This window comes from Brachybacterium squillarum M-6-3, from assembly GCF_000225825.1.
Classification (GTDB): domain Bacteria; phylum Actinomycetota; class Actinomycetes; order Actinomycetales; family Dermabacteraceae; genus Brachybacterium; species Brachybacterium squillarum.
In genome coordinates, this window is record NZ_AGBX01000007.1 from 318,930 (window position 1) to 344,625 (window position 25,696).

Annotated in this window: 27 protein-coding genes and 3 tRNA genes; 18 read left to right on the forward strand and 12 right to left on the reverse strand. The window is 72.0% G+C overall.

Annotated elements, in window-relative coordinates; translation table 11 throughout:
- Positions 1-8 precede the first annotated feature (8 nt).
- Positions 9-1,292 carry a cysteine desulfurase gene (locus OM98_RS11070; protein WP_010534694.1) on the reverse strand — a complete coding sequence of 428 codons (1,284 nt, stop codon included), beginning with the start codon at positions 1,290-1,292 and terminating at the stop codon, positions 9-11.
- Between the two features lie 211 nt (positions 1,293-1,503).
- On the opposite strand from OM98_RS11070, the gene OM98_RS11075 reads away from it, so the two are divergent.
- The 5 genes from OM98_RS11075 (at position 1,504) to OM98_RS11095 (ending at position 5,248) form a co-directional block, all read left to right on the forward strand.
- Complete coding sequence (locus OM98_RS11075; protein ID WP_010534695.1) at positions 1,504-2,673, forward strand: MFS transporter; 1,170 nt, start codon at positions 1,504-1,506, stop codon at positions 2,671-2,673.
- Positions 2,670-2,897, forward strand: a complete 228-nt coding sequence (locus OM98_RS11080) for a hypothetical protein (protein WP_010534696.1) — start codon at positions 2,670-2,672, stop codon at positions 2,895-2,897. The genes OM98_RS11075 and OM98_RS11080 overlap by 4 nt, the downstream gene beginning before the upstream one ends.
- Positions 2,898-2,909: 12 nt before the next feature.
- Complete coding sequence (locus OM98_RS11085; RefSeq protein ID WP_010534697.1) at positions 2,910-3,698, forward strand: class I SAM-dependent methyltransferase; 789 nt, start codon at positions 2,910-2,912, stop codon at positions 3,696-3,698.
- Positions 3,699-3,766: 68 nt separating this feature from the next.
- Positions 3,767-4,546 carry an AraC family transcriptional regulator gene (locus OM98_RS11090; RefSeq protein ID WP_010534698.1) on the forward strand — a complete coding sequence of 260 codons (780 nt, stop codon included), beginning with the start codon at positions 3,767-3,769 and terminating at the stop codon, positions 4,544-4,546.
- Between the two features lie 78 nt (positions 4,547-4,624).
- Complete coding sequence (locus tag OM98_RS11095; protein ID WP_010534699.1) at positions 4,625-5,248, forward strand: LysE family translocator; 624 nt, start codon at positions 4,625-4,627, stop codon at positions 5,246-5,248.
- A 12-nt stretch (positions 5,249-5,260) separates the two neighbouring features.
- On the opposite strand, the gene OM98_RS11100 is transcribed toward OM98_RS11095, so the two are convergent.
- The 5 genes from OM98_RS11100 to OM98_RS11120 all read right to left on the reverse strand — a co-directional run bounded on the left by OM98_RS11100 (position 5,261) and on the right by OM98_RS11120 (position 9,728).
- Positions 5,261-5,914: an RraA family protein gene (locus OM98_RS11100; protein WP_010534700.1), complete on the reverse strand. Its 654-nt coding sequence runs from the start codon at positions 5,912-5,914 to the stop codon at positions 5,261-5,263.
- A complete protein-coding gene (locus OM98_RS11105; RefSeq protein WP_217491420.1) occupies positions 5,911-6,288 on the reverse strand; it encodes a hypothetical protein in 378 nt (125 codons plus the stop codon). The genes OM98_RS11100 and OM98_RS11105 overlap by 4 nt, the downstream gene beginning before the upstream one ends.
- A 129-nt stretch (positions 6,289-6,417) precedes the next feature.
- Positions 6,418-6,750, reverse strand: a complete 333-nt coding sequence (locus OM98_RS11110; RefSeq protein WP_010534702.1) for a hypothetical protein — start codon at positions 6,748-6,750, stop codon at positions 6,418-6,420.
- A gap of 274 nt (positions 6,751-7,024) precedes the next feature.
- A complete protein-coding gene (locus OM98_RS11115; RefSeq protein WP_010534703.1) occupies positions 7,025-7,888 on the reverse strand; it encodes a hypothetical protein in 864 nt (287 codons plus the stop codon).
- A complete protein-coding gene (locus OM98_RS11120; protein WP_010534704.1) occupies positions 7,878-9,728 on the reverse strand; it encodes a penicillin-binding transpeptidase domain-containing protein in 1,851 nt (616 codons plus the stop codon). Before OM98_RS11120 ends, OM98_RS11115 begins: the two co-directional genes overlap by 11 nt.
- 234 nt (positions 9,729-9,962) lie before the next feature.
- Here OM98_RS11120 and OM98_RS14860 point away from each other — a divergent pair, with 234 nt between their 5' ends.
- Positions 9,963-10,811 carry a LysR family transcriptional regulator gene (locus tag OM98_RS14860; protein ID WP_010534705.1) on the forward strand — a complete coding sequence of 283 codons (849 nt, stop codon included), beginning with the start codon at positions 9,963-9,965 and terminating at the stop codon, positions 10,809-10,811.
- 31 nt (positions 10,812-10,842) lie between these two features.
- Entirely contained in the window at positions 10,843-11,733 is an 891-nt protein-coding gene (locus OM98_RS11130; protein WP_175285980.1) for a serine hydrolase, read from the forward strand.
- A gap of 54 nt (positions 11,734-11,787) precedes the next feature.
- On the opposite strand, the gene OM98_RS11135 is transcribed toward OM98_RS11130, so the two are convergent.
- Together OM98_RS11135 and OM98_RS11140 are read right to left on the reverse strand one after the other, a co-directional pair.
- Positions 11,788-11,861 (reverse strand) — tRNA-Val (locus OM98_RS11135).
- A 64-nt stretch (positions 11,862-11,925) separates the two neighbouring features.
- On the reverse strand, positions 11,926-12,342 hold the full coding sequence (locus OM98_RS11140; protein ID WP_010534707.1) for a DUF3052 domain-containing protein: 417 nt from the start codon (positions 12,340-12,342) through the stop codon (positions 11,926-11,928).
- A 338-nt stretch (positions 12,343-12,680) separates the two neighbouring features.
- Between OM98_RS11140 and aceE the strand changes: the two genes are divergently transcribed.
- From aceE to OM98_RS11165, 5 genes are all read left to right on the forward strand, one after another.
- The gene (aceE, locus tag OM98_RS11145) at positions 12,681-15,425 is read left to right on the forward strand and encodes a pyruvate dehydrogenase (acetyl-transferring), homodimeric type (protein WP_010534708.1); all 2,745 of its coding nucleotides are present in this window, start codon (positions 12,681-12,683) and stop codon (positions 15,423-15,425) included.
- Between the two features lie 146 nt (positions 15,426-15,571).
- On the forward strand, positions 15,572-16,507 hold the full coding sequence (locus tag OM98_RS11150) for an ACP S-malonyltransferase (RefSeq protein WP_010534709.1): 936 nt from the start codon (positions 15,572-15,574) through the stop codon (positions 16,505-16,507).
- Between the two features lies 1 nt (position 16,508).
- Entirely contained in the window at positions 16,509-17,510 is a 1,002-nt protein-coding gene (locus OM98_RS11155; RefSeq protein ID WP_010534710.1) for a beta-ketoacyl-ACP synthase III, read from the forward strand.
- A gap of 137 nt (positions 17,511-17,647) precedes the next feature.
- Positions 17,648-17,896: an acyl carrier protein gene (locus OM98_RS11160; RefSeq protein ID WP_010534711.1), complete on the forward strand. Its 249-nt coding sequence runs from the start codon at positions 17,648-17,650 to the stop codon at positions 17,894-17,896.
- 73 nt (positions 17,897-17,969) lie between these two features.
- On the forward strand, positions 17,970-19,211 hold the full coding sequence (locus OM98_RS11165; RefSeq protein ID WP_010534712.1) for a beta-ketoacyl-[acyl-carrier-protein] synthase family protein: 1,242 nt from the start codon (positions 17,970-17,972) through the stop codon (positions 19,209-19,211).
- Between the two features lie 83 nt (positions 19,212-19,294).
- Here OM98_RS11165 and OM98_RS11170 read toward each other — a convergent pair whose 3' ends face one another.
- From OM98_RS11170 to OM98_RS11185, 4 genes are all read right to left on the reverse strand, one after another.
- Positions 19,295-19,786 (reverse strand): DUF3145 domain-containing protein, encoded by a 492-nt coding sequence (locus tag OM98_RS11170; RefSeq protein WP_010534713.1) that lies wholly within the window; start codon positions 19,784-19,786, stop codon positions 19,295-19,297.
- Positions 19,787-19,875: 89 nt separating this feature from the next.
- The gene (def, locus tag OM98_RS11175) at positions 19,876-20,364 is read right to left on the reverse strand and encodes a peptide deformylase (protein ID WP_010534714.1); all 489 of its coding nucleotides are present in this window, start codon (positions 20,362-20,364) and stop codon (positions 19,876-19,878) included.
- Complete coding sequence (locus OM98_RS11180; protein WP_010534715.1) at positions 20,361-20,843, reverse strand: OsmC family protein; 483 nt, start codon at positions 20,841-20,843, stop codon at positions 20,361-20,363. Before OM98_RS11180 ends, def begins: the two co-directional genes overlap by 4 nt.
- Before the next feature lie 86 nt (positions 20,844-20,929).
- A tRNA-Asn gene (locus OM98_RS11185) sits at positions 20,930-21,005 on the reverse strand.
- Between the two features lie 369 nt (positions 21,006-21,374).
- Between OM98_RS11185 and OM98_RS11190 the strand changes: the two genes are divergently transcribed.
- From OM98_RS11190 to OM98_RS11215, 6 genes are all read left to right on the forward strand, one after another.
- Positions 21,375-21,448: transfer RNA gene (locus tag OM98_RS11190), tRNA-Ile, on the forward strand.
- Between the two features lie 52 nt (positions 21,449-21,500).
- On the forward strand, positions 21,501-21,869 hold the full coding sequence (locus OM98_RS11195; protein WP_010534716.1) for a lycopene cyclase domain-containing protein: 369 nt from the start codon (positions 21,501-21,503) through the stop codon (positions 21,867-21,869).
- Positions 21,866-22,201, forward strand: coding sequence for a lycopene cyclase domain-containing protein (locus OM98_RS11200; RefSeq protein WP_010534717.1), 336 nt, complete (start codon positions 21,866-21,868; stop codon positions 22,199-22,201). The genes OM98_RS11195 and OM98_RS11200 overlap by 4 nt, the downstream gene beginning before the upstream one ends.
- Positions 22,188-22,901 carry a class I SAM-dependent methyltransferase gene (locus tag OM98_RS11205; protein WP_010534718.1) on the forward strand — a complete coding sequence of 238 codons (714 nt, stop codon included), beginning with the start codon at positions 22,188-22,190 and terminating at the stop codon, positions 22,899-22,901. The genes OM98_RS11200 and OM98_RS11205 overlap by 14 nt, the downstream gene beginning before the upstream one ends.
- Positions 22,898-24,469: an FAD-dependent oxidoreductase gene (locus OM98_RS11210; protein WP_010534719.1), complete on the forward strand. Its 1,572-nt coding sequence runs from the start codon at positions 22,898-22,900 to the stop codon at positions 24,467-24,469. Before OM98_RS11205 ends, OM98_RS11210 begins: the two co-directional genes overlap by 4 nt.
- Entirely contained in the window at positions 24,466-25,674 is a 1,209-nt protein-coding gene (locus OM98_RS11215; RefSeq protein WP_029362819.1) for a cytochrome P450, read from the forward strand. Before OM98_RS11210 ends, OM98_RS11215 begins: the two co-directional genes overlap by 4 nt.
- Positions 25,675-25,696: the final 22 nt, after the last annotated feature.

Genomic DNA, 25,696 nt, shown 5'->3' on the forward strand with positions numbered 1-25,696 from the left:
GGCACTCCTCAGCGGTCGAAGCGGGCGAAGAAGTCGATGACGGCGCCCATGCCCTCGACCAGGGCGTCCACCTCGGCCTCGGTGGTGTAGACGGAGAAGCTGGCGCGGGTGGTGCCGTGCAGGCCATAGCGGCGGTGCAGGGGCCAGGCGCAGTGGTGGCCCACCCGCACCTCGACGCCGCGGGAGTCGAGCACCTGGCCGACGTCGTGAGGGTGGCGACCGGCGAGGTCGAAGGCGACGGCGCCGGCGCGGTCCGGCCCGGCGTCGGGGCCGATGACGCGCACGCCCGGCAGCTCCCGCAGGCCCTCGATGGCGCGGGTGGTGAGGGCCCGCTCGTGGGCGGCGACGTTCTCCATGCCGAGGGCGCCGAGGTAGTCGCAGGCCGCGGCGAGGCCGACGGCCTGGGAGACCATCGGGGTGCCGGCCTCGAAGCGGGCGGGCGGCTCGGCGAAGGTGGTGCCCTCCATGGTGACCACCTCGATCATCGAGCCACCGGTGAGGAAGGGCGGCATCGCGGCCAGCAGCTCGGCGCGACCCCAGAGCACGCCGATGCCGGTGGGGCCGAGCATCTTGTGGCCGGAGAAGGCGGCGAAGTCCACGCCGAGGGTGGCCAGGTCGATCGGCATGTGCGGCACGGACTGGCAGGCGTCCAGCACCACCAGGGCGCCGACCGCGTGGGCGGCCTCGGCGAGGCGGCGGATCGGGGTGAGGGTGCCCAGCACGTTGGACTGGTGGCTGACCGCGAGCACCTTCGTGCGCTCGGTGAGCAGGGAGTCCAGGTCCGTCAGGTCGAGCGTGAAGTCGTCGGCCAGGGGGATCCAGCGCAGGGTGGCGCCCGTGCGGCGGGCCAGCTCCTGCCAGGGCACCAGGTTGGCGTGGTGCTCCATCTCGGTCACCAGGATCTCGTCGCCGGGGCCGACCCGCAGGTGCTCGGGGGTGGAGGCCTCGCCCTGGCCAAGGCTGTAGGCGACGAGGTTCAGCGCCTCGGTGGCGTTCTTGGTGAAGACCAGCTCCTCGGCGCTGGGGGCGCCGATGAAGCGGGCGATGGTCTCGCGGGCACCCTCGTAGGCATCGGTGGCGGCCTCGGCGAGACGGTGGGCGCCCCGCTTGACGGCGGCGTTGTCGCGGGTCAGGAAGTCGACCTCGGCGTCGATGACCTGGCGGGGCCGCTGCGAGGTGGCGCCGGAGTCCAGATAGATCAGCGGGGTGTCCTCGTCCAGCCGGCGCTGCAGGATCGGGAAGTCCGCCCGTACCGCCTCGACGTCGTATCCGCGGGTGGTCTGCTCGTCCACGCCCAGCCTCTCTGCACTGCTCGTCGCTGCCGGTGATCAGGCATCCCAGTATAGGAATCGGCCCCGACGAACGGTCGGGACGTGACATGGCGCGCACCGTCCGGCCGGGGTCCCCGGGCGGGTCGGACCGTCCCGCCGGCAGGACGGGGGGCCGTGTAGCGTCCGAGGGTCACCGCGGCCCCGCGCCGCCCGCCCGACCCCGGAGCCGCCCGTGCACCGCTGGATGCAGGTCCAGTTCTTCGCGTTCTTCTTCACCTGGACCACGTTCCTGTCGTACTGGTCGCTGGTGCTGGACGACCGTGGCTTCGACGGCGCCACCATCGGCGCCTCGATCACCGTCTCCCTGGTCACCCGCGCCCTGGCGGTGGCGCTGCTGTTCCCCCTGGCGAACCGCTATGCGGCGCTCGGCACGGTGACGCGGGTGCTGCCCTGGGCCAGCCTGCTTGTGGGCCTCGCCTTCCTCCCGGACACCGGCACCGCGGGCCTGATGGTCGTCTCGGCCGTGTTCGGCCTGCTGTACCCGACGATCATGCCGGTGCTGGAGACCACCGCCTCCCTCGGGGCGCAGCGCGGCTCCTTGGACTACGGCCGCTCCCGGCTGTGGGGCTCGCTCGGCTTCATCGCCGGCGCCGGGGTCAACGGCGCCGTCTCCGAGCTGTGGGGCGTGGCCCCGCTGCTGCCGCTGTTCCTGGTCGCGCTGGCGGTGCTCGCGGCGACCTCGCTCGCCCCGATCGGCGACGAGCACGTGGCGGCGCAGCGCAGCGAGGGCATGGGCAGCTGGGGGCCCCTGGCCCGGCAGCGGGTGTTCGTCCTCGCCCTGGCGCTGACGGTGCTGATCCAGAGCTCCCACGCCGCCTACTACGCCTTCGGCTCGCTGCACCTGGCGCGACTGGGCGCCGCGCCCTGGCTGCTGGCGGTGTTCCTGATCCTGGCGCCGCTGGCGGAGATGGTGACCTTCCGTCTCTCCTCCCGCTTCGCGGACCGGGCGCCCGTGGCGGGGATGCTGGCCCTGGCGACGGTCGGCTCGGTGCTGCGCTGGGTGCTGTGGATGCTGCCGCTGCCGATCGGGGTGCTGCTGGCCTCGCAGGTGCTGCACGGCATCACCTACGGGATGATGCAGGTGGGCTTCGTGCAGGTGCTGCGAAGGCATCTGCCGGCCGGGCTGGTGGCTCCCGCGCAGGGCCTGTACTCGGCGCTCGGCAACGGCGCGGGCACGGCGGTGATGACGGCCGTCGCGGGCGGGCTGATCGACGGCTCTCCCGCTTGGGCCTTCGCGGCGATGGCGCTGTGCGCCCTGGGCGGGCTGCCGCTGGTGGTCGCCTTGGCCCGCGCGGAGGGGCGCAGGCTCCCCGCAGGGCGGCGTGAGACAGTGGCGCTGTGAGCTCCCTGATCCTGGTCCTGTTCGGCCTGGCCATCCTGGCCTCCCTGGTCACCGTGCTGGTCTTCACCATCCGTCGCTTCCGCGAGGACGCCCGTCAGCCCTCCCGCCCCCGCACGGCGGAGGAGCGGGCCCGGGACTCCCGCAGCGCCCTGATCTGGGTGGCCGTGGCGGTGCTGCTGGTGGGCGGGCTGAGCCTGGCCTACCTGCTGACCCAGAGCGCCTGATCCCGCTCCCCCATGGCCGACCCGGCGCAGCCGCTCGCCGTGACCGTCGACCGGCTGCGCGCCGCCGGCTGTGTTTTCGCCGAGCAGGAGGCCGCGCTGCTGCACCGGGAGGTCCCGGAGCCCTCGGCGCGGGAGGACCTGCTGCGGCGCCGGGTGGCCGGTGAGCCGCTGGAGCACGTGCTGGGGGTCGTCGAGCTCGACGGCCTGCGCCTCGCCGTCGGCCCGGGGGTGTTCGTGCCGCGACAGCGCACCCGTTTCCTGTCCCGTCTCACGGTGGCGGCCTGCCGCGCCGCCGGTCACGCCCCGGTGATGGTGGAGGCCTGCGCGGGTGTCGCCCCGGTGGCGACCGCCGTGACCCGGGCCCTCCCGCAGGCGCGGGTGCACGCCACCGAGATCGATCCGCGCGCCGCCGCCCTCGCCCGGGAGAACCTGGGCGCGGTCGGGCGGGTGCACGGGGGCGATCTGCTCGCCCCGCTCCCGGCCGGGCTGCGAGGCCGCATCGACGTGATCGCGGCCGTCGTGCCCTACGTGCCGGCCGACGAGCTGGAGCTGCTGCCGCGGGAGGCACGGGAGGCGGAGCCCGCCCTCGCCCTGGATGGCGGCCCGGAGGGGCTGACCGTGCTGGCACGCCTGCTCGACCAGGCCGCCGAGTGGCTGGCCCCGGACGGCGTGCTGCTGACGGAGATCCACGAGGGGCAGGCACGGCGGGCCTCCGGCCTGGCCGAGAGCGTCGGGCTGACGGCGCGGACGCATCGCGCACCCGACGGGGTCACCGCGGTGCTGGAGGCGCGCCGGCCCTGATCTCTGACGAATACTCGACAGGCCTATCCTGTCGACGCCCGCCGCGCACCACCCACCAGGAGGACCCCATGACCCGCTTCCTCCGCCACCCCGAGCTGCCCGGTCTGGAACTGCGCCGCTCCACCCAGCGCGGCCGCTGCTATCGCCCGCACACCCACGACGCCCTCTCGATCGGGCTGATCGAGGAGGGCGTCTCGGAACTGGCCGGCGCTCCCGACGGCCCCATCGCCCTGGCACCCGGCGACGTCGTGGTGATCCCGCCCGGCTGGGTCCACGCCTGTCACCCCCGCGCCGGCCGCTGGCGGTACCTGATGCTGCATCTGGACGCGGGTGCCGTGCCCTCGGAGCTCGGCCCCGCGGCGAGCACCGGGATGGCGGTGTTCCGCGGCGCCGAGGCGACCGCCGTCGCACTCCGCGACCTCGCCGAGGCACTGGACGTCGCGGTTCCCGCCGTCGCCGTGCAGCGCGACCTGACGAGGGTGTTCGCCACTCTGGAGCAGAACCCGCCGGGCCAACGGCTGCGCCCCACCCGCGACGAGACGCTGCTGACGCTTCTGACCCCGGTTCTCGACCGCCTCCGAGCCGAGCCCACGCCACCGCCGCTGGCGGTCCTGGCGGAGAGCGTCGGCATGACCCGCACGGGACTCATCCGGTCCATGCGGCAGGCGACGGGGCTGCCGCCGCTGGCCTGGCGGCAGAACGCACGGGTGCTGCGCGCGCGGGAGCTGCTGCGGGCAGGCCACGCTCCCGCGGAGGCGGCACAGGCGCTGGGCTTCCACGATCAGAGCCACCTGCATCGGGTCTTCCGCGCGCATGTCGCCGCCACCCCAGGCGACTACCGGGGCTGAGCGACCCGATCGTGCAAGACGCCCGCGGCGGCACCGCGGAGGCTGGGCTCGTCCCGGTCCCCCTGCCCCCGAGGTGTCATGGAGCAGTTCCTCGCCGTCGCCCTGGCTCACGCCCTCGCGCTGCTGATCCCCGGTGTGGATTTCGTGCTGATCGTGCGCACAGCGCTGGAGCGCGGGGCCGCTCGGGCATCCCTGGTCTGCCTGGGCATCGCCCTGGCGCATGCCGCGATCATCGCGCTCGCCTTCACCGGGGTGGCGCTGGTGCAGCGTCCCGTGGTGCTGGACGTCCTGCAGCTCGCGGGCGGCGTGTTCCTGCTGTGGATGGCGTGGCGGATCGCCCGGGCCCCGAGCCACCGGGAGCTCACGCTTCACAATCCCTCGGCGCCGTCGAGGCCGCGGAGCGCGGCCTCCGCGATCGGGGCCGGAGCGGCGGTGGCCGCGCTGAACCCGAAGAACCTGCTGTTCTACCTCGCACTGTCCGCGGCGCTCGGCTCCGCGACGACCGCGGTGCGACTCGGCTACGGGGTGTGGATGGTGGCGGTGGTCCTCGGCGGGGACCTGCTGATCGCCCTCGTGCTCGGGCGCGGGCGAGGCACGACGACCCTGCGCCGGGCACTGCCCTGGATAAACCGGCTCGCCGCGCTGGCGCTGGCGATCGTCGGCGCCGCGATGATCCTCCGCCTGCTCCTCGCGGCGGCATGACGACGAGGCCCCTCAGTCGGGCAGACCGGTCGTGTCGCCCGCCGCCTCGAGAGCGGCGGTGACCTTGGCCCGGTGATTCGCCTCCCACGCGTCCAGGCCCTGCTCGGCCTCGCGCGCCTCCTTCGCGGCGGCCGCGGCGAGCACCTCCGCGACCCGCTCGGCAGGAACCACGAGGACGCCCTCCTCGTCGGCCACGATCACGTCGCCGTCGTGGACCAGCACCCCGCCGACCACGGCCTGACCCTGCGAGCCCGGGTCCCGCTTGATGCCGGGCTTGGGGAACACGCCCCGGGCGAGCACGGGGTAGCCCATCGCGCGGATCTCCCCCAGGTCGCGGACGTTCCCGTCGACCACCAACCCGGCGCTGCCGCGCCGCTGCGCGACGGCGCAGACGTTGCCGCCTGCCACCGCCGGGGCTTCGCCGCCGGAGTCCACCACCAGCACGGAGCCGGGGGCCGCCCGATAGATGGCGGCGTGCAGAGCGAGGTTGTCGCCGGGGGCGCAGCGCACCACGTGCGCCGGGCCGATCACGGTGGGCATCGGCGCCCACAGCGGGCGGATCGCGGAGTCCATCACCCGCTCGGCGTCCAGCAGCTCGGCGACGGCCGTCGGCGCCGCCGAGGGTAGGTCCGACGCCTTCCGGTCGACCCCCTCGTGGCGGCTCATTCGAGGCACTCGTGGAGCTGGTAGTCGAACAGGGCCTCGCGGGCGGCCTCGACATCGTCGGTGGCGATGTCGAACACCTCCGGGTCTCCGAGCTCCATGCCCTCCAGCTCCTCCAGGTAGGTCATCCAGGTCTCGAAGTCGTCCTCGAGCTCGTCGGTCGGCGCCTCGAGACCGTCCAGCAGCTCGATCCGCTGACCGGTCCAGGCCGCAGGGTCCTCCGTCGCCGCGTAGGTCGAGAAGACCACGGCCGACCACTCGGGCTCCTGCACCCGGTCGCAGAACTCCTGGCCGTCGTTGCCGCACCCCGTCAGGACCAGAGCCGTCGCCCCGCCCAGGGCGGCCAGCCGCCCGATCATCCTCGTCCCCGTGGTCATGCTGCGTCCTGCCATGTCTGCCTCTCGTTGCTCCCGTGACCGACGTCACCGGACATACCAGACAGTAACGGGAGGTGGGGCATCGGCGGGCGCCCTTCCACCATCCGCGATCCGCCGACGCCGCGCCGCTCAGCCGCAGGACTCCTGCTGGTAGGTGGCGAGGGCCTGGCTCGCCGCGAGGACCTCCTCGGTCAACGCCCCGACCAGGCCGTCATCGCCGCGCTCCAGCTCACTGGTGGTCTCGAGGTAGTCGATCCACACGGCCAGGTCGTCCTCGAGCTCCGCGGTGGGTGCCTCCAGCCCCTCCACCAGCTCCAGCCGCTCCTCGGCCCAGGCCTCCGGTGTGCCCATCCCGTCCACGTACGGGGAGAACACGAGCTGGCTGAACGTGGCCTCGCCGACCCGCGCGCAGAACGCCTCCGCAGTGCTGTCCTCTCCGCCGCACCCGGCAGCGAGCAGCACGACGCCGAGCAGCGCTCCTGACCGTGCAAGAGTGCGACGGGTAGATCGTGGACTCAGGCTCATGGTCTCCCCCTCGGGACTCAGCCCCCGGCCCCCGCCGGGTTGATCACGACCGTACCGATCGGAGGCATCCGAGGGCGTACCTTTCCCCGATCACGCGTCATGAGATCCGGAGCTCGCTCTCGTCGGACCAGACAATCACCAGGACGTGACGAGCCCCGCGATTCCGCGTGACCCACTGAGTTCGGGCCGCGATCCGAGCTCGGGCGGCCCATCATGGTGATCTGCCGACGAGAGTGCCTGTGAGCCACGCACTGTGCGTGGCGCCGTACATCCAGGCATCTGCCGGAAGGGCCGGCACCGGCCAAGCCGCCCAGACGGCGACGCTCGACAGCACCAGCATGCACGCCACGTCCGCCGGGCGTGGGCGGGGAATGCTCCTCACGGAGTCGGAGCGTCGGATCTCCGGACGCGAGCTGAGACGTGACCGCCGCCGGGTCAGCAGGGTGTGCAGTGATGCCCACGTGACCCCACCCAGCCCCGTCCCCACGGGAAGGGACCACAGGTGCCGTCCCGGGTAGCCGATGGCCATCGTCGTCAGGGTGAGCGTGGCCGCGAAGGCTGCACCACCACCGGCGAGGTACCACGAGGCGCGAGGTGAACACCCTCTGCCCACCAGGTCACGACCGGCGACGAGGCACGCGACGAGCAGCGTGACGGTCGCGCCGGCGATGCCCCACGGCCTGGAACCCAGCACGGCGAGGAACCCGCCTGCGGCGGCCGCGACTGTCGGCGCGATGAGCACCACCATCCAAGTCTCCCGTCCGGCGTCGAAAGCGCGCGGGAGGCGTCGCTCAGGCGGCAGGGGGGCCGACGGCATGCCGGAACCGGCGATCGCCCAGCCGACGAAGATCGCGAGGATGCACGAGCCGGCGACCCTCAGATAGTGGGCGCGAGGCACTGCCCAGAGGTCTTCGCAGGTGGTGTCGTCGCAGTCCCATGCGTAGGCCGGGTCGTCTCCGAGTGAAGCCGCGAAGGCGCCGATGACGACGAGCACGAGCACCGCGAGGACGATCATGGTCGTGCCGACGTAGGCGCGGTTCGGCAGCCAGGCTCGCGTCACGCCGCTACCTGCCATGGATCGCGTCGAGGAACTCCCTGGCCAACGGGGCCGCGGTGCGAGAGCCATAGTCCCCTCTCTCGACGAACACGCTGAACGCGAGGTCCCCCTGTCCGACGATCACCCAGGAGTGGAGGCGGATGTCTCCGTCATCCACCCACTGCGTGGTACCGGTCTTGGCATAGATGGGGTCGCCCGGGTAGTCGGCGAAGGTGGAGCTGAGACCCCCGTAGGTCACGACGCCGCGGAGCATGCTGCGCAGGCTCTCGGCCTCGTCGGCGGTGAGGGCATCGCGGGGCGTTGACGGAGGCTCAGTGGGGCTGGCGAGGATCTCGGGGGTCACGGTGCGCCCTGCCAGGACCGATGCCATCACCACGGCCATCGCGAGCGGCGACGTGAGGACGCGACCCTGTCCCATCATGGCGGCGACGTGCTCGGTTCCGGCGTCCTCGGGATCCACGGTGCCCATGAAGCAGTCCAGGCCCTCCCCTGCCTCCAGCCCGATCCCGAGAGATGCGGCCGAGTCCGCGAGAAGCTGCTGGCTGACCCGATCGTGCTGCAGGAGCATCGCCGTGTTGCAGGAGTAGGCGACCGCGTCCTTGAGCGGCATAGGCCCGAAGAGCGAGGGGTCCATCCTGTCTGCGTTCTTGAACGATCGCCCTTCGATGGTCGCGGAGGAGGGACATTGCACCGTCGTGTCCGGGTCATCGCCCAGTCGGAGCATCGCGAGGGTGGCGACCGTCTTGAAGGTCGAGCCGGGTGCATAGCGTCCGACCAGGCCGATCGGGTACTCCTGTCCCGTGGGACCGTGCGCGGCGGCCAGGACGGAGCCGTCGGACGGGCGCACGACGCAGAGCGATGACGGCGCCTCGGTGTCTGCGAGGACGGAGGTGGCCGCGCGCTGCATGTCGGTGTCCAAGGTGATCGGGATGTCTTGACCGTCGATGACCGGCACCTCGTGCAGGACGTCAGGTGACGAGCGCCCTGCACGGGTCCTGCTGACCGTCAGTCCCGGGACACCGATCAGGGCTTCGTCGAAGGCTCCGCAGACTCCACCCCTGCCCACGAGGTCTCCGGCGATGAGCTGCCCGTCGCTGTTCTCGATGTCCTCTGCCGTGGCCTCGCGGAGGGCTCCGAGCACCCCGGTGGCGAAGCCCTTCTCCACGGCCAGAGGAGCCTGGACGTCCTGCCGGAGGAATCCTGGTACGCCGTCAGCGGCCTCGAGATCGTAATCGTCAGCGTCCGCCTCCCGGATCCTGAGGGCTCGGACGAACGCCCGCGGCCCGCTCGACTCCACCCGATCCCGGGATGCCTCCGGCTCGATCTGCAGGATCTCGGCGAGCTCCGTCGCCGAGTCCCCTGCATCTCCGGCGGTCAGCGATCCCTTGTCGATACCGATGTCGAGCACCGGGGTGGGCCCGTAGACCTGGTGGCCGCCGGCGTCGAGAATCCTGCCCGTGGACTGCTGGTCGAGGCGCACCGCGAGCTGGTCACCCTCCTCCGCGCCTGGCACCAGCGCATCCATGGAGAGGGTCGTCGCCCACCCCTCGTCGCCGTGCACGAGGTCGACGACGGTCTCGTAGGTCCACGGTTCCTTCCCACGCCCGAGGTCCCAGGACCAGGTGAGGTGGAGCGCCAGTTCGCCCCACGCCCTGTCCCGACGTGTCAGCTCGATCGTCGGCGCTCCGAAGGCTCTTCTGAGGACGACGACGGTGGCATCGAACCGATCCACCGCCGCGGTCCGCTCCGACACGAGCAGCGGAGCTACCTCCAGGTCACCCGCTCTCAGCGCCGCCAGCAGCGACTCTGCCTCCGAGGTTCCGGTGCCCTGACCATGGCGGTACCAGCCGATCCCCACGGCTGTTCCCGCCGCGGCAGCTGTGATGGCCGCTCCCGACCCCAGGAGGGCACGTCGCGAAGGGCGGTGAGGACCCATGGGCCGCCTGCTCGAACGGTGGGTCGATGAATCGCTCGTCCGGGAGCGGTGCCTGCTCGATCGTGGTGCCATGCGTGCATGGTGTCCGACCTCGCAAGAGACTTCCAATATGCATACGATGAAGCCGTTTTCACCTGCGTGATATAGGAGCAGTTCATGGACCTGCTACGACACTTGGAGCTCTTCGAGGCTGTCGCGGACGAAGAGCACTTCGGGCGGGCGGCGCAGTCCGTCGGCATGGCTCAGCCCCCGATGTCCCAGGCCATTCGGCGTCTCGAGCGAGAACTGGGATGCAGCCTGTTCCAGAGAACCCCCCGCGGAGCGCAGCTGACCGACGCCGGGCGACGTGTCCTGCGGGAGGCGATGCGCGTGCGTGACGACGTGGATCGCCTGAGGACCGTGGCACGGTCCGCGACCCGGGCTCCGCTCGAGCTGCTGGTGGACCCGGGCTGCCCGCAGGAGTGGGCCTCCCGGTTCGCGACGACGCCGATCGCACCCGGCGCGGACATTCATCTCCGGCCGTGTCCGACAGCGGAGACCGTGACCCTCATTCGGGAGCAGGGAGGAATCGGGCTCGTTCTCGCGCCTGTGCGCACCGAGGGCCTGCGGGTCTCTCAGGTCACCACGTGCCGTCTCTGGGAACTGGTGCCCGATGCCTCGCCGCAGGCACCACGACACGCGCTCCTGCATGAGAACCCTCCGGCGCCGGCCCTCCGTGCACTGACTGCCGATCTCCGGGCGCAGGGGATGCTCGGCCCCTTCGATGCCGAGGCACAGATCAGCGTCGTCGCGGACCTGCACGCCGGGAAGCTCACCCGCGCCCTGTCGATCGGCCGACCTCCCTGGCATGACAGCTGGACGGCGGATCTCACGCTCCGCCCCCTCCCGGAGCCGGTGTCGGCGCGATTCCAACTCGTCGCCCGCAGGGATGAACGCAGCCGCGTGATCCATGAGGCGTGGGATGCCCTCCACGCTGTCCTGGACACTCTCCCCCAGGACGGCTGAGATGAGATCGGAGAGCACTGTCGAATCACCCATGGCCATCACCAGCGCTTTGGAGACCGCCGATGACCTGGGGATCGATCTGTCCTTCTGCGCACAGCGGGTGGATGGATCCGGCCCTGTACTGAGCCATCGGGCCGACGCCCTGTGGCCAGGAGCATCGCTGTACAAGCTGCCTGCAGGCATCGCGCTCCACCGCGCGAAGGAGGACCGACTGTCCGAACCCGTGCTCGTCCTCCCCCAGCACAGGGTCGACGGGGGTGCAGGCCTGTCCCTCATGGAGGACCCCGTCACCGTGACGTGGCGCGAGCTCGTGCGATTCATGCTGGTCGGCTCGGACAACACCGCCGCGGCGATCATCCTGGACGAGATCGGCATCCCTGCCGTGGATGCCGTCGCCCTCGACGCAGGCATGCGCGATTCGACCATCGCCAGCGCGGCCGAGACCGTTCGCCAGTCCGTCGACACGGCCCGGCGGCGCAGCAGCTTCACCACGGGACGCGACCTCGACGACGACCTGCTCGACTTCACGCGCACGGACCAGGTCCTCGGATCCCTGACGACCGCCGCCGACCAGGTGCGACTGCTCAGCTCCCTGTGGAGCGGAGCCCTGATGGACAGTCGGGGCACGAACATGATCTGCAGCATGCTGGCTCAGCAGATCGCTCCGACAAGGATCAGCAGGACACTCTCCTACCCAGGCGTTCGGGTCGCCGCGAAGACGGGCACCCGGGGGCCCTTCCGCCATGACAGCGCGGTGGTGAGCCACGAGCGGGAGACCCCGGTCGCTGTCAGCGTCCTCACCCGCAGCCTCGAGTTCGACCGCCTGATCCCGGCGATCGACGACGGGATCGGCGGGATCGCGGCCTCCCTCGTCGACGGGATCCGCTCCGAGTCGTCACACGGGGGTTGGCAGAGCGGATGAGGGAGCGCGCGCAGCGGGCGCCGGCGGACACCTGACGCGGAGGGCTGTACGGGGTGGGTCGTGAGGGGCTCGAACCCCCGACCTTCTGGGTGTAAACCAGACGCTCTGACCAGCTGAGCTAACGACCCGGACAGGGCCGCAGCCCTGGGGGCGCCGACCGCGCGGGGACCCGCGGCGGCGGCGCCGACCGCCTCAGTTGCGGGTGGCCAGGCGGGTGCCGGTCCAGTCCGCGGCGAGGGAGACGGTGCTCATCACACGCAGCCCGGCGATGCCGGCGGCCTCCTGCACCTCGGCGGGGGTGACATGGCCGTCGCGGCCCGCCTTGGGGATCAGCAGCCAGATCGGGCCGCCCGCGGCGAGCGTGGTCAGGGAGTCGACCAAGGCGTCGGTGAGGTCGCCGTCGCCCTCGCGCCACCACATGATGACGGCGTCGACGATCTCCTGGCAGTCCTCGTCCTCGAGCTCCTCCCCGATGGTGTCCTCGATGGAGTCGCGCAGCTCGAGGTCGACGTCGTCGTCGTACCCGAACTCCTGGACGATCTGGCCCTCGGTGAAGGCCAGCACCTCCGCAGGGGAGCTGGACGAGTGGGCGTCGGCCGACGGTGACAAGAACGGACTCCTTCACGAACGATGATCAGGTCACCGGGGCGTGAAGGCGCTCGGCCTCCTCCCCCGGGATGCGGGGCGAGTCTAATCCACTGCCGCGCCCGCCGCACCGACAGGTCCACGAACGTCCTCGGCGCGCCCCTGACCTGCAGGTGAACGGCCGACGTCGCGGGCATGTGCCAGGTCTCACGGCCACCGCACGGCCGGGCCCGCACCCCCGCGGACCCGGACCGGTAGGCTGAGCGGCACCGTGGCCGCTAGGACGGACAGTTCCGGCGCAAAGGCGCTCCCCGCCTCCGGCTCGGCCCGTTCGTCGCCTCCCGTGAGAGAGAAGGACAGCAGTGAGTTCGTCCGAGACCCCCCGTCCCATCGGCATCAACCTGCCCAGCCATGCGCAGGACCCGGATCCCGAGGAGACGCGCGAATGGTTGGACTCGTTCGACGCCCTCGTCGAGCAGCGCGGCGTCGACCGCGCCTCCGAGATCGTCCAGAACCTGATCCAGCGCGCCCGTCACCAGGATCTTGACCTCCCCGATTCGCTGACCACGGACTACATCAACACCATCGCCGTGGACGATCAGCCGGAGTACCCCGGCGACCTCGAGCTGGAGCGCAAGGTCCGCAACATCATCCGCTGGAACGCCGCGATGCTGGTGCACCGCGCCCAGCGCCCCGGCGTCTCCGTCGGCGGTCACCTCTCCAGCTACGCCTCCATCGCGAACATGTACGAGGTGGGCTTCAACCACTTCTTCCGCGGCCGCGACCACGAGGGCGGCGGCGACCACGTCTTCTTCCAGGGCCATGCCTCCCCCGGCATCTACGCCCGCGCCTACATGCTGGGCCGCCTGTCCGCCGAGCAGCTCGACGGCTTCCGCCAGGAGAAGTCCTCCGAGCACGGCATGCCCTCCTACCCGCACCCGCGCGCGATGCCGGAGTTCTGGGAGTTCCCCACGGTCTCGATGGGCATCGGCCCGGTCAACGCGATCGAGCAGGCCTCCTTCGACAAGTACCTCGACAACCGCGGGCTCCGCGACACCTCCCAGCAGCACACCTGGGCGTTCCTCGGCGACGGCGAGATGGACGAGGTCGAGTCCCGCGGCGCGCTGCACATCGCCGCCAAGGAGCACCTGGACAACCTCACCTTCGTCGTGAACTGCAATCTGCAGCGCCTCGACGGCCCGGTGCGCGGCAACGGCAAGATCATCCAGGAGCTGGAGTCGCAGTTCCGCGGCGCCGGCTGGAACGTCATCAAGGTGATCTGGGGCTCCGGCTGGGACCCGCTGCTGGAGGCCTCCGAGGACGGCGCCCTCATCGACCTGATGAACGCCACCCCCGACGGCGACTTCCAGACCTACCGCGCCGAGTCCGGCGGCTTCATCCGCGACAACTTCTTCGGTCGCGACCCGCGCACCAAGGCGCTGGTCGAGGACATGTCCGATGACGACATCTGGTGGAAGCTGACCCGCGGCGGGCACGACACCCGCAAGATCTACGCGGCCTACAAGGCGGCGATGGAGCACAAGGGCCAGCCCACGGTCATCCTCATGCACACCGTCAAGGGCTACCGCCTGGGCAAGAACTTCGCGGGCCGCAACGCGACCCACCAGATGAAGAAGTTCACCCTGGAGGATCTCAAGACCCTCCGCGACACCCTGGACATCCCGATCTCGGACGAGCAGCTCGAGTCGGGCAGCGTCTACGACGCGCCGCTGTACGTGCCCGAGGACGACTCCGAGGTCATGCAGTACTTCCGGGAGCGTCGCAGCGAGCTGGGCGGCCCGATGCCCTCCCGCCGCACCGATCACAAGGCCCTGACCCTGCCGGGCGAGAAGGCCTACGAGGTCGTCAACCGCGGCTCCGGCAAGCAGGAGATCGCCACCACGATGGCGCTGGTCCGGCTGCTGAAGGACCTCATGCGGGACAAGGAGATCGGCAAGCTCTTCGTGCCGATCATCCCGGACGAGGCCCGCACCTTCGGCATGGACTCCCTGTTCCCCTCGGCGAAGATCTACAACCCGGACGGGCAGAACTACATCGCCGTGGACCGCGACCTGCTGCTGGCCTACAAGGAGTCCGCGCAGGGCCAGATCAAGCACATGGGCATCAACGAGATCAGCTCGACCTCCGCGTTCACCGCGGCGGGCACCTCGTACGCCACCCACGACCTGCCGATGATCCCGTTCTACATCTTCTACTCGATGTTCGGGTTCCAGCGCACCGGCGACTTCTTCTGGGCCGCCGGCGACCAGATGGCCAAGGGCTTCGTGATCGGCGCCACCGCCGGCAAGACCACCCTGGCCGGCGAGGGCCTGCAGCACATGGACGGCCACTCGCCGATCCTGGCCAACACCAACCCCGGCACCGTCATCTACGACCCGGCCTACGGCTACGAGATCGGGCACATCATCCGCGACGGCCTGCAGCGGATGTACGGCGAGGACGACCGCCTGCAGGAGGTCTTCTACTACATCACCGTCTACAACGAGCCTCTGGTGCAGCCCGCCCAGCCCGAGGGCCTGGACGTGGACGGCCTGATCAAGGGCATGTACCTGCTCGAGCCGGCCGAGGACGGCGAGGGCCCCGAGGTTCAGCTGCTGGCCTCCGGCGTCGGCGTGCCGTGGGCGCGCCACGCCAAGGAGCTGCTGGCCGAGGACTGGGGCGTGCGCGGCGCGGTCTGGTCGGTGACCTCCTGGACCGAGATGCGCAAGGACGCCCTGGAGGCGGAGAAGCACAACCTGCTGGACCCGGAGAACCCGCGCACCCCGTGGATCACCGAGCGCCTGCAGGGCGTGGACGGCCCCTTCGTGGCCACCTCCGACTACGACTTCCTGGTGCCCGACATGATCCGCGAGTGGATCCCGGGCTCCTACGGCGTGCTCGGCGCGGACGGCTGGGGCTTCTCGGACACCCGTCCGGCGGCCCGTCGCCACCTGAAGATCGACGCCCACTCGATGGTGGTCAAGGCGCTGCAGCTCCTGGCCCGCGAGGGCAAGGTCGACCCGCAGGTGGTCCGCCAGGCCATTGACAAGTACGACCTCACCGACGTGAACGCCGGTCAGTCCGGCTCCTTCGGCGGCGAGTCCTGACATCCCGGGCCGTCCGTCCCCTCCGAGGGGGCGGGCGGCCCGTCCTCGTCCCCGGGCCGCCGTCGGCCCGGACCCGGCGAGGAGCCCCGCGCGGGTCGACCCAGCAGCCCGCTCCCTCACCCGCTCGTCTCCCCCTGGAGGTTCCCGTGCTCGCCATCGTCTGCCCCGGACAGGGCGCCCAGAAGCCCGGCTTCCTGGCCCCCTGGCTCGAGCTGCCCGGCGTCGCCGACACCCTCGGCGCCCTCGCCGAGCCCGCCGGCATCGACCTGATCGCCCACGGCACCGAGTCCGACGCCGAGACCATCCGCGACACCGCCGTGGCCCAGCCGCTGCTGGTGGCCGCCGGGATCGTCGCCGCGTCCCAGCTCGGTGGCGACGGCGCCCTGCCCGCCGACGTGGTGGCCGGTCACAGCGTCGGCGAGGTGACCGCCGCGGCGCTGGCCGGGGTGCTGAGCCCCGAGGACGCGCTGCGCCTGGTGGCCGTGCGCTCGCAGGCGATGGCCCGCGACGCCGCCCGCGAGGAGACCGGCATGGCCGCCGTCGTCGGCGGCACCCGCGAGGAGGTGTTGGAGGCGATCCGCGCCCAGGACCTGCACCCCGCGAACATCAACTCCGCCTCCCAGGTGGTGGCCGCCGGCCCCGTCGCGGCCCTGGCCGCCCTCGGGGAGAACGCGCCCGCCAAGGCCCGCGTGATCCCGCTGCAGGTGGCCGGCGCCTTCCACACCCCCTTCATGGCGGGCGCCCGCGAGGAGCTGGCGGCCTTCGCCCCCACCCTCTCCCCCGCCGACCCGGCCACCGCCCTGGTCTCCAATGCGGGCGGCCAGGAGGTCACCTCCGGCGCCCGCTACCTGGAGCTGATCGTCGACCAGGTGGTCTCCCCCGTGGACTGGGAGGCCTGCATGGCCGCCCTGCGGAACCGCGGCGTCACCGCGATCCTCGAGGTCGCCCCCGCCGGCACCCTGGTGGGCCTGGCCAAGCGCGAGCTGAAGGGCGTCGCCACCGCCTCCCTGAACACCCCCGACGACCTCGAGGCGGCCCGCGCTCTGGTGTCCGAGCACGCCGCGGCCACGAAGGAGCACTGAGATGACCGTCTCCCTGCGCGCCCAGCCCACCGTGGCCGGCTCGAAGATCCTCGCCTACGGCGCCGCCCGCGGCGACCTCGTGGTCCCCAACGACGACCTGGTCGGCCCGATCGACTCCTCCGACGAGTGGATCCGCCAGCGCACCGGCATCGTCACCCGCCACCGCGCCAGCGCCGAGGTGGGCGTGAAGGACCTCGCCCTCACCGCGGGGCGCGAGGCCGTGGAGCGCTCAGGCATCGCGATCGACGAGCTCGACGCGATCATCGTCTCCACCATCTCTTTCCCCTACCCCACGCCCTCGCTGGCCACGCTGCTGGCAGGGGAGCTGGGCCGACCCGATGTGATCGCCTACGACATCTCGGCCGCCTGCGCCGGGTTCTGCTACGGCATCGGCCAGGCGGATTCCCTGATCCGCTCGGGCAGCTCCCGCAACGTGCTGGTGATCGGCGCGGAGAAGCTCTCCGACTTCGTCTCCCCCACCGACCGCACCATCTCCTTCCTGCTGGGCGACGGCGCCGGCGCAGCCGTGGTCGGGGCGAGCGAGGTCCCGATGATCGGCCCCACCGTCTGGGGCAGCGACGGCGACAACTGGAACACCATCCGGATGACCGGCTCGCTCACCGACTTCCGCGACGGCAACGCCGAGTGGCCCACCCTCGAGCAGGACGGCCGCACCGTGTTCCGCTGGGCCGTCTGGCACACCGCGCAGAAGGTCCGCGAGATGCTCGAGCTCTCCGGGCTCACCGTCGAGGACGTCGACGTGTTCGTGCCGCACCAGGCGAACATGCGCATCGTCGACGAGCTCGCCAAGCAGCTGGGCCTCGGCGACGACGTCGTCATCGGCCGCGACATCGCCGAGACCGGCAACACCTCCGCCGCCTCCGTGCCGCTGGCCACACACCGTCTCCTCGAGGAGGGGAAGGCCAAGAGCGGCGACGTGCTCGTCCAGTTCGGCTTCGGCGCGGGCCTGGCCTACGCCGGGCAGGTCGTGGTGCTCCCCTGAGCACCCTCGGCGCCCACCGTCGCGGCCCTGTCGGGGCCGTCACGGCGCGCGCGGACATCCGGGGCCCGTTACCGATACGCGCCACCTCGCGCAGGTAGTCTGTCCCCGCCAGAGATCACCACTAACAAGGAGTACCCATGGCCAGCACCGAGAACGAGATCCTCGAGGGCCTCGCCGAGATCGTCAATGAGGAGACCGGTGTCGCCACCGAGGACGTCAAGCTCGACAAGTCCTTCACCGACGACCTGGACATCGACTCCATCTCCATGATGACCATCGTGGTCAACGCGGAGGAGAAGTTCGACGTGCGCATCCCCGACGAGGAGGTCAAGAACCTCGTGACCGTCGGCGACGCCGTCAAGTACATCGAGGGCGCGCAGTCCTGATCCTCGCCTGACGCCCGGGACCTCTGCGTCCCGGGCGTCGCCGCTCCCTGACCCGTTCGTCCCGGAGGTCCTCATGTCCCTTCCTCGTTCCCGCGTCGCCGTCACCGGTCTCGGCACCGTCAACCCGCTCGGCGGTGACGTCCGGACCAGCTGGGACAACGCCCTGGCGGGCGTCTCCACCGCGCGCACCCTGAACAACGACTGGAAGGAGCAGTACGGCCTCTCCGTGGACTTCGCCTGCCAGGTCGGCATCGACCCGCTCGAGCACCTGGCGCGTCCCGAGGCCAAGAAGCTGGACCCCTCCGGTCAGTACTCGCTGATCGCCGCCCGCGAGGCCTGGTCCGACGCGGGCACCCCCGAGGTCGACGGCGACCGCCTCGCCGTCGTCGTCGGCACCGGCATCGGTGGCCTGTGGACCACCCTGGACCAGTGGGACATCGTGCGCGACAAGGGCGCCCGCCGGGTCAACCCCTTCACCGTGCCGATGCTGATGGCCAACTCCTCCAGCGCGCACATCGAGATCGAGATCGGCGCCCGCGCCGGCGCCCACACCCCCGTCTCCGCCTGCGCCTCCGGCGCCGAGGCCGTCGCCCTGGGCTTCGACATGATCCGCCAGGGCCGCGCCGACGTGGTCGTGGTCGGCGGCACCGAGGCCTGCGTGCACCCGCTGCCACTGGCCGGCTTCGCGAACCTCCGCGCCCTGTCCAAGCGCGTGGATGACCCCGAGCACGCCTCCCGCCCCTACGACACCGACCGCGACGGCTTCGTGCTCGGCGAGGGCGCCGCGATCCTGGTGCTCGAGTCCGAGGAGCACGCCAAGGCCCGGGGCGCCCGGGTGTACGGCTACGTCGCCGGCCGCGGCATGGCCTCCGACGCCCACCACATCTCCGCCCCCTCCACCGAGGGCCAGGCCCGCGCGATCCGCGAGTCCGTGGCCGACGCCGGCGTCGAGGCGGCCGACGTGGTCCACGTCAACGCCCACGGCACCTCCACCCCGCTCGGCGACATCGGCGAGCTGGAGGCCGTCTCCCAGGCCCTGAACGGGGTGACCGACCAGCTCGTGGTCACCTCCACCAAGTCCATGACCGGCCACCTGCTCGGCGGCGCCGGGGCGCTGGAGTCCGTGTTCTCGGTGCTGGCCGCTCACCACCGCGTGGTCCCGCCGACCATCAACATCGAGAACCTCGACCCGGAGACCCCGCTGCGGATCGCCCAGGGTGAGACCGCCGAGCTGCCCTCCGGGGACATCGCGGTGCTGAACAACGCCTTCGGCTTCGGCGGGCACGACGTGGCGGTGCTGTTCACCAACGCCTGAGCGTCTCCCCCCACCGACGAGATGGCCCCCGACCTGCCCAGGCAGGTCGGGGGCCATCTCGTCGTCGTGCTGGGGGTGGGAGCTCAGCTCACGCGGTGCAGCCAGCGCATGGGGACGCCCTCGCCGGCGTGGCGGTAGATCTCCAGGTCATCGTCCCAGGGCTCCCCCAGGGCGATGCCCAGTTCGCGCTGCAGGGCGCGGGGGTCGTTGCCGGCGCGCTCCATGCAGCCGCGCACGTGGTCCTCGGTGAGCACCGTGTTGCCGGCGTGGTCGGTGGCGGCGTGGTGGATGCCGAGGTCCGGGGTGCAGCTCCAGCGGGCACCGTCGCTGTGGGCGGTGGCCTCCTGGGTGACCTCGAAGCGCACCTCGTGCATGCCGCGCAGGGCGCTCACCAGGCGCGCGCCGGTGTCCTCCCGGCCTCGCCAGGACAGCTCGGCGCGCAGCAGTCCGCGATGCGCGTGCTGGTCCTCCCAGCGGATGCGGCACGGCATGCCGAGGACTCCGCTGGCGGCCCATTCGATGTGCGGGGTAAGGGCGCGCGGGGCGGAGTGGATGTACAGAACGCCCTGGGTCATCTCGTTCCTTCCGGTACCGATGCGTCTTCCCCAACGAATCGGTGTCTCCGGGAGGCGGGAACGAATGCTCCTGGCGTCCGGCGCTCAGCCTAGAGGGTCTCCCTGATCTGGCGCAACGCCTGCTTCTTCACGCTCCGCTCGAGGCCGTCGATGTAGAGGGCGCCGTCGAGGTGGCCCACCTCGTGCTGGATCAGGCGGGCGGTGATGCCCTCCCCCGCCAGCTCGATCTCGTTCCCCTCGGCGTCGGTGCCCACGCAGCGCGCGAACGCGGCGCGGGTGCGGGGGAACCAGAGCCCGGGCACGGAGAGGCAGCCCTCGTCGCCGTCCTGCTGCTCCTCGGAGAGCTCGACGATGACGGGGTTCAGGATGACGCCGACGCCGTGGTCCTCGAGGTTCCAGGAGAAGGCGCGCTGGCTGACGCCGATCTGGTTGGCGGCGACCCCCGCGCGGCCCTCGTCGTCGACGGTGTCCATCAGGTCGCGGGCCAGGCGGCGGGTGGCGTCGGTGATCTCGCGGATGGGGTCGCAGGGGGTGCGCAGCACGGGGTCCCCGACCACGCGGATCTCGCGGAGGGTCATCGCTGCTCCCCCTGCTCCTGGGCGGAGGCCTCGGCCCCGAGGATGCGATGGGAGACCTCGATGCCGGGCACCACGGAGCGCTCGACGGTGCAGCCGGCGGCGACGGCCCGGGAGAACACGGTCACGATCTTCTCCACCTGCGCGGCGTCCAGGCCGTCGAGGGCGAGCTGGATCTCCTCGCCGATGGCGGTGTAGCGGTTCTGCTCCTCGTCGGAGGCGTCGTGCGCCCACAGGCGCATCGGGAAGTCGTCCCCGAGGCGGCGGGCCAGGTTCACGTCGGCACTCATCCCGGCGCAGCCCAGCAGGGCCAGCTTCAGCATCTCGCCGGGACTCATCTGTCCCTCACCCTGGCCGATGGGGATCTCGACGCCGCGCTGGTTGCGGCCCACCAGGCTGCGGGGTCCGACGCGATCGGCCCAGACGCTGGTGGGGGTGACACCCTCGGGCAGCTCGAAGCCGTCGGTGGGCAGGCCGGTCATGGGGAGCTCCTGTTCATGGGCCGGGAAAGGGGGCTGGACGCAGAACAGCCCCGGGGTGCTCCCCCGGGGCTGTCCTGCGGTGATGCTGGCTCCCGCGACTGGACTTGAACCAGTAACCGTTCGATTAACAGTCGAATGCTCTGCCGATTGAGCTACGCGGGATCGACCTGGACGACTCTAGCAAAGGGCCCGGGGGCTCGCACCTCGGAACCCGGGCCCCACCGGGGAGTATGACGAACGCAACCCCCGCATGGGTGGGGCGCGGCCGCGACACGTCCCGCACGCCGCCCGCAGGACGGGGATCCCGGCGACGCAGGACTGGACAGTGCAAGAATCCAGTCATGCCCGCACCCCGCCGGAAACCCCCGCACCGCCCGCTTCGTCCTCGGTGGCTCCCTCGGACCCGGCCTGCTCACGCTGATCATCGCCGTCTTCACCCGGCCCCGGCGCGGCTGACCATTCGGGAACCGGCATCCATCCAGGTCAGAGCCCGTGCGTGATAGATTCGCGGGCGTGCCCTCGGGGCGCCCAGGGCCAGTAGCTCAGCCGGTCAGAGCAGCGGACTCATAATCCGTCGGTCGCGGGTTCAAGCCCCGCCTGGCCTACCCCTGTCGTGCTCCCGCGGCAGGCCCGCTGCGCGGAAGGATGCCTCCCGGCATGGACCCCTATCAGTACCTGATCGTGATGGGGCTGTGCCTCGCCATCACCCTCCCGCTCGAATGGGTGCTGCGCGCCCGGGTGTACCGGCGCTGGCGGCTGCTGCTGCCGACGATCGCCGTGGTCGTGCTGGTCTTCGGCATCTGGGACCTGATCGCGATCTCCCGCGACCACTGGACCTTCTCCCCGCTCTACACCACCGGGATCACACTGGGCACCCTGCCCATCGAGGAGCTGAGCTTCTTCATCGTGATCCCGCTGGCGGGCCTGCTCAGCTACGAGGCCTCCACCTACCTGCTGGGCGTGCTGCGCGGACTGCGGACCCCGCGGACGGAGCGCACCGACGAGCGAGATGGGGTGCGGCGATGAGCGGGATCCCCGAGTACACGCTCGCCACCGCGATCTCCCTGCCGGTGGTGGTGCTGCTGGAGCTGCTGGTGCTGCGCACCGGGATCTTCCGCCGCCCGGCCTACTGGATCGCGATGGCCATCTGCCTGGCCTTCCAGGTGCCCGTGGACGGCTGGCTGACCAAGCTCTCCGCCCCCATCGTTCTGTACAACCCGGACGAGATGCTCGGCATCCGCGCTCCCTGGGACATCCCCATCGAGGACTTCGGCTTCGGGATCGCCATGCTCACCCTCACCCTGATGGTGTGGGAGTTCCTCAAGCAGCGCCGGGGGGCCGCGGATGACGCTCGCTGAGTCCTTCACCCGCAGCGCGAACCGCTACGACCTGCTGACCTCGCTGAACCCGGGCTACCACCGCGAGCTGCGGGAGGCCGCCGCCGACCTCGCGGACGGACTGCCCGCCGACGCCGACACGCTGCTGTGGGACCTCGGCTGCGGCTCCGGCCTCAGCACCCGGGCGCTGCTGGGTGCCGCCCCGCAGGCGAGCATCGTGGGGCTGGACTCCTCCGCGGGCATGCTCGCGCAGGCCCGCGCCAAGACCTGGCCGGCGGGGGTCCGCTTCGTGGAGGGCACCGCCGAGTCCCTCGGCGGCGGCGCGCTGTCCGAAGAGCCCGACGGCATCTTCGCCGCCTACCTGTTCCGCAACCTCGCCCCCGTCGACCGCGACACGACCCTGCGCACCCTGCGGCAGCGGCTGCGGCCCCGCGGGCGCCTCGTCGTGCACGAGTACTCCGTCAGCGAGTCCCGGGCGGCGCGGATGCGGTGGAGCGCCGTCTGCCGTGGGCTGGTGGTGCCGCTGGCCCGCCTGGTCGGCGCCGACCCCGCCCTGTACCGCTACCTGTGGCGCTCCGTGCTGGAGAACGACTCCACCGTGCGCTTCCGCCGTCGCCTCGAGGAGGCCGGTTTCACCGACGTCCGGGTGCGCACCGGCCGCGGCTGGCACCACGGCATCCTGCACACCTACCTCGCCTCAGCCCCGGAGGCCGCCGCATGAGCTCGCCCGTCCCCGCCGCCCCCCGCGACCGCCACGCGGTGCGGATCCCCGCCCCGCACGGCCGTCGCTCCCCGGACCGGCCCCGCTCGGTGGCCGTCGTCGGCGGCGGCATCGCCGGGCTCTCCGCGGCCATCGCCCTGGCCGAGCGCGGCGTGCAGGTGACCCTGCTGGAATCCGCCGACCGCCTCGGCGGGAGGGTCGCGGCCTGGCCGCTGCCCGAGGACCGCAGCATGAGCCGCGGCTTCCACGCCTTCTTCCGCCAGTACTACAACCTGCGCGAGCTGCTGCGACGCACCGACCCGACGCTGGAGCGGCTGACGCCGGTGGAGGACTACCCGCTGCGCCGCGCCGACGGACTGGTGGACTCCTTCACCCGCATCCCCCGCACCCCGCCTGCCAACCTCATCGGCTTCGTGCTGCGCAGCCCCACCTTCCCCCTGCGCGCCCTGGCCCGGATCCACCTGCCCTCCGCGATCGCCCTGATCGACGTCGACTACCCCGCCGGGCACGCCCGCTGGGACGGGGTCTCCGCCGCCGCCTTCCTGGACCGCCTCCGCTTCCCGGCCGGGGCCCGGCACCTGGCCCTGGAGGTCTTCGCCCGCTCCTTCTTCGCCCATCCCACCGAGTTCTCGGCCTCCGAGCTGGTGGCGATGTTCCACACCTACTTCGTCGGCTCCGCCGAGGGGCTGCTGTTCGACGTCCCCACCGACGACTACGACTCCGCGCTGTGGGCACCTCTGGGTCGGTACCTCACCGACCACGGCGGCGCCATCCGCACGGACAGCCCGGTCACGGCGCTGGAGCCCCGTGACGGGGGCTGGAGCGTCCGCACCGCCCAGGAGACCCTCGACGTCGACGCCGTCGTGCTCGCCGCCGATCCCCGGACCCAGCGGGAGCTCGTCGCCGCCCTGCCCGAACGGATCGACGGCACCGAGTCGGCCGTGTACCGGCGGTGGCGGGAGGACCTCGCGGCACAGCGCAACGCGCCACCTTTCGGGGTGCTGCGGCTGTGGACCCGCGGGCAGGTGGACCCGGAGCGGCAGGCCTTCTGCGGCACCAGCGGCTATGCGCTGCTGGACAACGTCACCGTGCTGGAGCGCTACGAGGACGGCGCCCTGCAGTGGAGTCGGGAGCACGACGGCTCGGTGCTGGAGCTGCACGGCTACGCCCTGGACGCGGAGCGCGATCCGCGGCTCGCGGATCCCGCCGAGGTGCGCCGCCTGCTGCTGGAGGACCTGCACGCCGTCTACCCCGAGACCGCGGGCCTGGAGATCGTGCACGAGGAGCTGCTGATCCAGGACGACTGCGGCCTGGTGGACCTCGCCCCGCGCGAGCGCCAGCCCGGCGTCGTCACCCCGGTACCGGGCCTGGCGCTGGCCGGGGACCGGATCGCTTGCGACCCGCCGGTGGCGCTCATGGAGCGGGCGGCCACGACCGGCTTCCTCGCCGCGAACGAGCTGCTGAGCAGCTGGGGGGTGCGGGGGCACGCCCTGACGTCCCCGCCGCTGCGGGGGATGCTGCGCCGCGGCCCGCTCGGCGCCCTGCGGCGGACGCTGCGCCGCCGATGACCCCGCCGCAGGAACCGGTCCGGCGCCGCGCCGTCCCGCCCGGCGGGCAGGACGGTCCTCGCCTGGAGCGCAGCGGTCAGATGTGGCGGATCCGCTCCCTGGAGACGGCCCGGCAGGTGCTGCGCGCCCGGGACGCCACATTCCAGGCCGGTTTCACCGCCGAGCAGATCCCCCGCGGCATCTTCCGCCGCCACCCGATCCTGATCTCCGACGGCGCCCTGCACGACGAGCAGCGCAGGTCCCTGGCCCGCCTGTTCGCGCCCGCGAAGGTCCCGGATCGCTACGGGTCGCTGATCGAGGAGCGCGCGGAGCGGGCGATCGCCTCCGCGGTCGCCCGGGGCGAGGTGCGGCTGGACGAGCTGGCCCTGCACTACGCGGTCGCCGTCACCGCGGAGGTGGTCGGGCTGACCTCCTCCCCCGTGCCCGCGATGGCCCGCCGCCTGGAGGCCTTCTTCCGCCAGCCGCCCGCGGACTACTCCAAGCCCCGCTACGGCCGCACCCGCCGCCAGCAGATGCTCGCCGCCCAGCGGGGCCTGCTGCCGGTGCTGCGGCTGTACCTCGCCGATGTGCGCCCGGCGCTGCGCGAGCATCGTCGGCGGCAGCAGGACGACGTGATCGGCCACCTGCTGGCCGAGGGCGCGAGCACCGCGGACGTGCTGGTGGAGTGCGTGACCTACGGGACCGCCGGGATGGTCACCACCCGGGAGTTCATCGCGATGGCCAGCTGGCACCTGCTGGAGCACCCGCGGCTGGCCGCTCGCTACCTCGAGGCCGGGGAGACGGAGCGCTTCGCGATCCTCGAGGAGATCCTGCGCCTGGAGCCCGTGGTCGGCCACCTCTACCGCCGGGTGCAGGCCCCGCTGACCGTGCACGACGGCGACACCGCGCACGAGCTGCGGCCGGGTGACCTGGTGGACGTCGACGTGCGCGCGGCGAACCTCGACCCGGAGGCCGTCGGCGACGACCCCGGGGACCTCTGCCCCCATCGCGAGCTGCCCCGCGGCGTGGCCGCCTCCGGCCTCGCCTTCGGCGACGGCGCCCATCGCTGCCCCGGCGCCCCGCTGGCCCTGCGGCAGACCGATGCACTGCTGCGGCGCCTGCTCGCCGCGCAGCCCGAGCTGCTCCGCGCCCCCGACATCGGCTGGGACGACGTGATCGCCGGCTACGCCCTGCGCGACCTACGGATCGGATTCCCCGGGCGCTGAGCACGGCCGAGGCTCCCGTGGC

What these genes read in the sequence shown, in the direction of transcription:
- OM98_RS11085 (WP_010534697.1), top strand. Translation starts at nt 2,910, where the DNA reads ATGGCCGACCCGGCGCAGCCGCTCGCCGTGACCGTCGACCGGCTGCGC.
- OM98_RS11090 (WP_010534698.1), top strand. Translation starts at nt 3,767, where the DNA reads ATGACCCGCTTCCTCCGCCACCCCGAGCTGCCCGGTCTGGAACTGCGC.
- OM98_RS11095 (WP_010534699.1), top strand. Translation starts at nt 4,625, where the DNA reads ATGGAGCAGTTCCTCGCCGTCGCCCTGGCTCACGCCCTCGCGCTGCTG.
- OM98_RS11100 (WP_010534700.1), bottom strand. Translation starts at nt 5,914, where the DNA reads ATGAGCCGCCACGAGGGGGTCGACCGGAAGGCGTCGGACCTACCCTCG.
- OM98_RS11105 (WP_217491420.1), bottom strand. Translation starts at nt 6,288, where the DNA reads ATGACCACGGGGACGAGGATGATCGGGCGGCTGGCCGCCCTGGGCGGG.
- OM98_RS11115 (WP_010534703.1), bottom strand. Translation starts at nt 7,888, where the DNA reads ATGGCAGGTAGCGGCGTGACGCGAGCCTGGCTGCCGAACCGCGCCTAC.
- OM98_RS14860 (WP_010534705.1), top strand. Translation starts at nt 9,963, where the DNA reads ATGGACCTGCTACGACACTTGGAGCTCTTCGAGGCTGTCGCGGACGAA.
- OM98_RS11130 (WP_175285980.1), top strand. Translation starts at nt 10,843, where the DNA reads ATGGCCATCACCAGCGCTTTGGAGACCGCCGATGACCTGGGGATCGAT.
- OM98_RS11155 (WP_010534710.1), top strand. Translation starts at nt 16,509, where the DNA reads ATGACCGTCTCCCTGCGCGCCCAGCCCACCGTGGCCGGCTCGAAGATC.
- OM98_RS11160 (WP_010534711.1), top strand. Translation starts at nt 17,648, where the DNA reads ATGGCCAGCACCGAGAACGAGATCCTCGAGGGCCTCGCCGAGATCGTC.
- OM98_RS11165 (WP_010534712.1), top strand. Translation starts at nt 17,970, where the DNA reads ATGTCCCTTCCTCGTTCCCGCGTCGCCGTCACCGGTCTCGGCACCGTC.
- OM98_RS11170 (WP_010534713.1), bottom strand. Translation starts at nt 19,786, where the DNA reads ATGACCCAGGGCGTTCTGTACATCCACTCCGCCCCGCGCGCCCTTACC.
- def (WP_010534714.1), bottom strand. Translation starts at nt 20,364, where the DNA reads ATGACCCTCCGCGAGATCCGCGTGGTCGGGGACCCCGTGCTGCGCACC.
- OM98_RS11180 (WP_010534715.1), bottom strand. Translation starts at nt 20,843, where the DNA reads ATGACCGGCCTGCCCACCGACGGCTTCGAGCTGCCCGAGGGTGTCACC.
- OM98_RS11195 (WP_010534716.1), top strand. Translation starts at nt 21,501, where the DNA reads ATGGACCCCTATCAGTACCTGATCGTGATGGGGCTGTGCCTCGCCATC.
- OM98_RS11200 (WP_010534717.1), top strand. Translation starts at nt 21,866, where the DNA reads ATGAGCGGGATCCCCGAGTACACGCTCGCCACCGCGATCTCCCTGCCG.
- OM98_RS11205 (WP_010534718.1), top strand. Translation starts at nt 22,188, where the DNA reads ATGACGCTCGCTGAGTCCTTCACCCGCAGCGCGAACCGCTACGACCTG.
- OM98_RS11210 (WP_010534719.1), top strand. Translation starts at nt 22,898, where the DNA reads ATGAGCTCGCCCGTCCCCGCCGCCCCCCGCGACCGCCACGCGGTGCGG.
- OM98_RS11215 (WP_029362819.1), top strand. Translation starts at nt 24,466, where the DNA reads ATGACCCCGCCGCAGGAACCGGTCCGGCGCCGCGCCGTCCCGCCCGGC.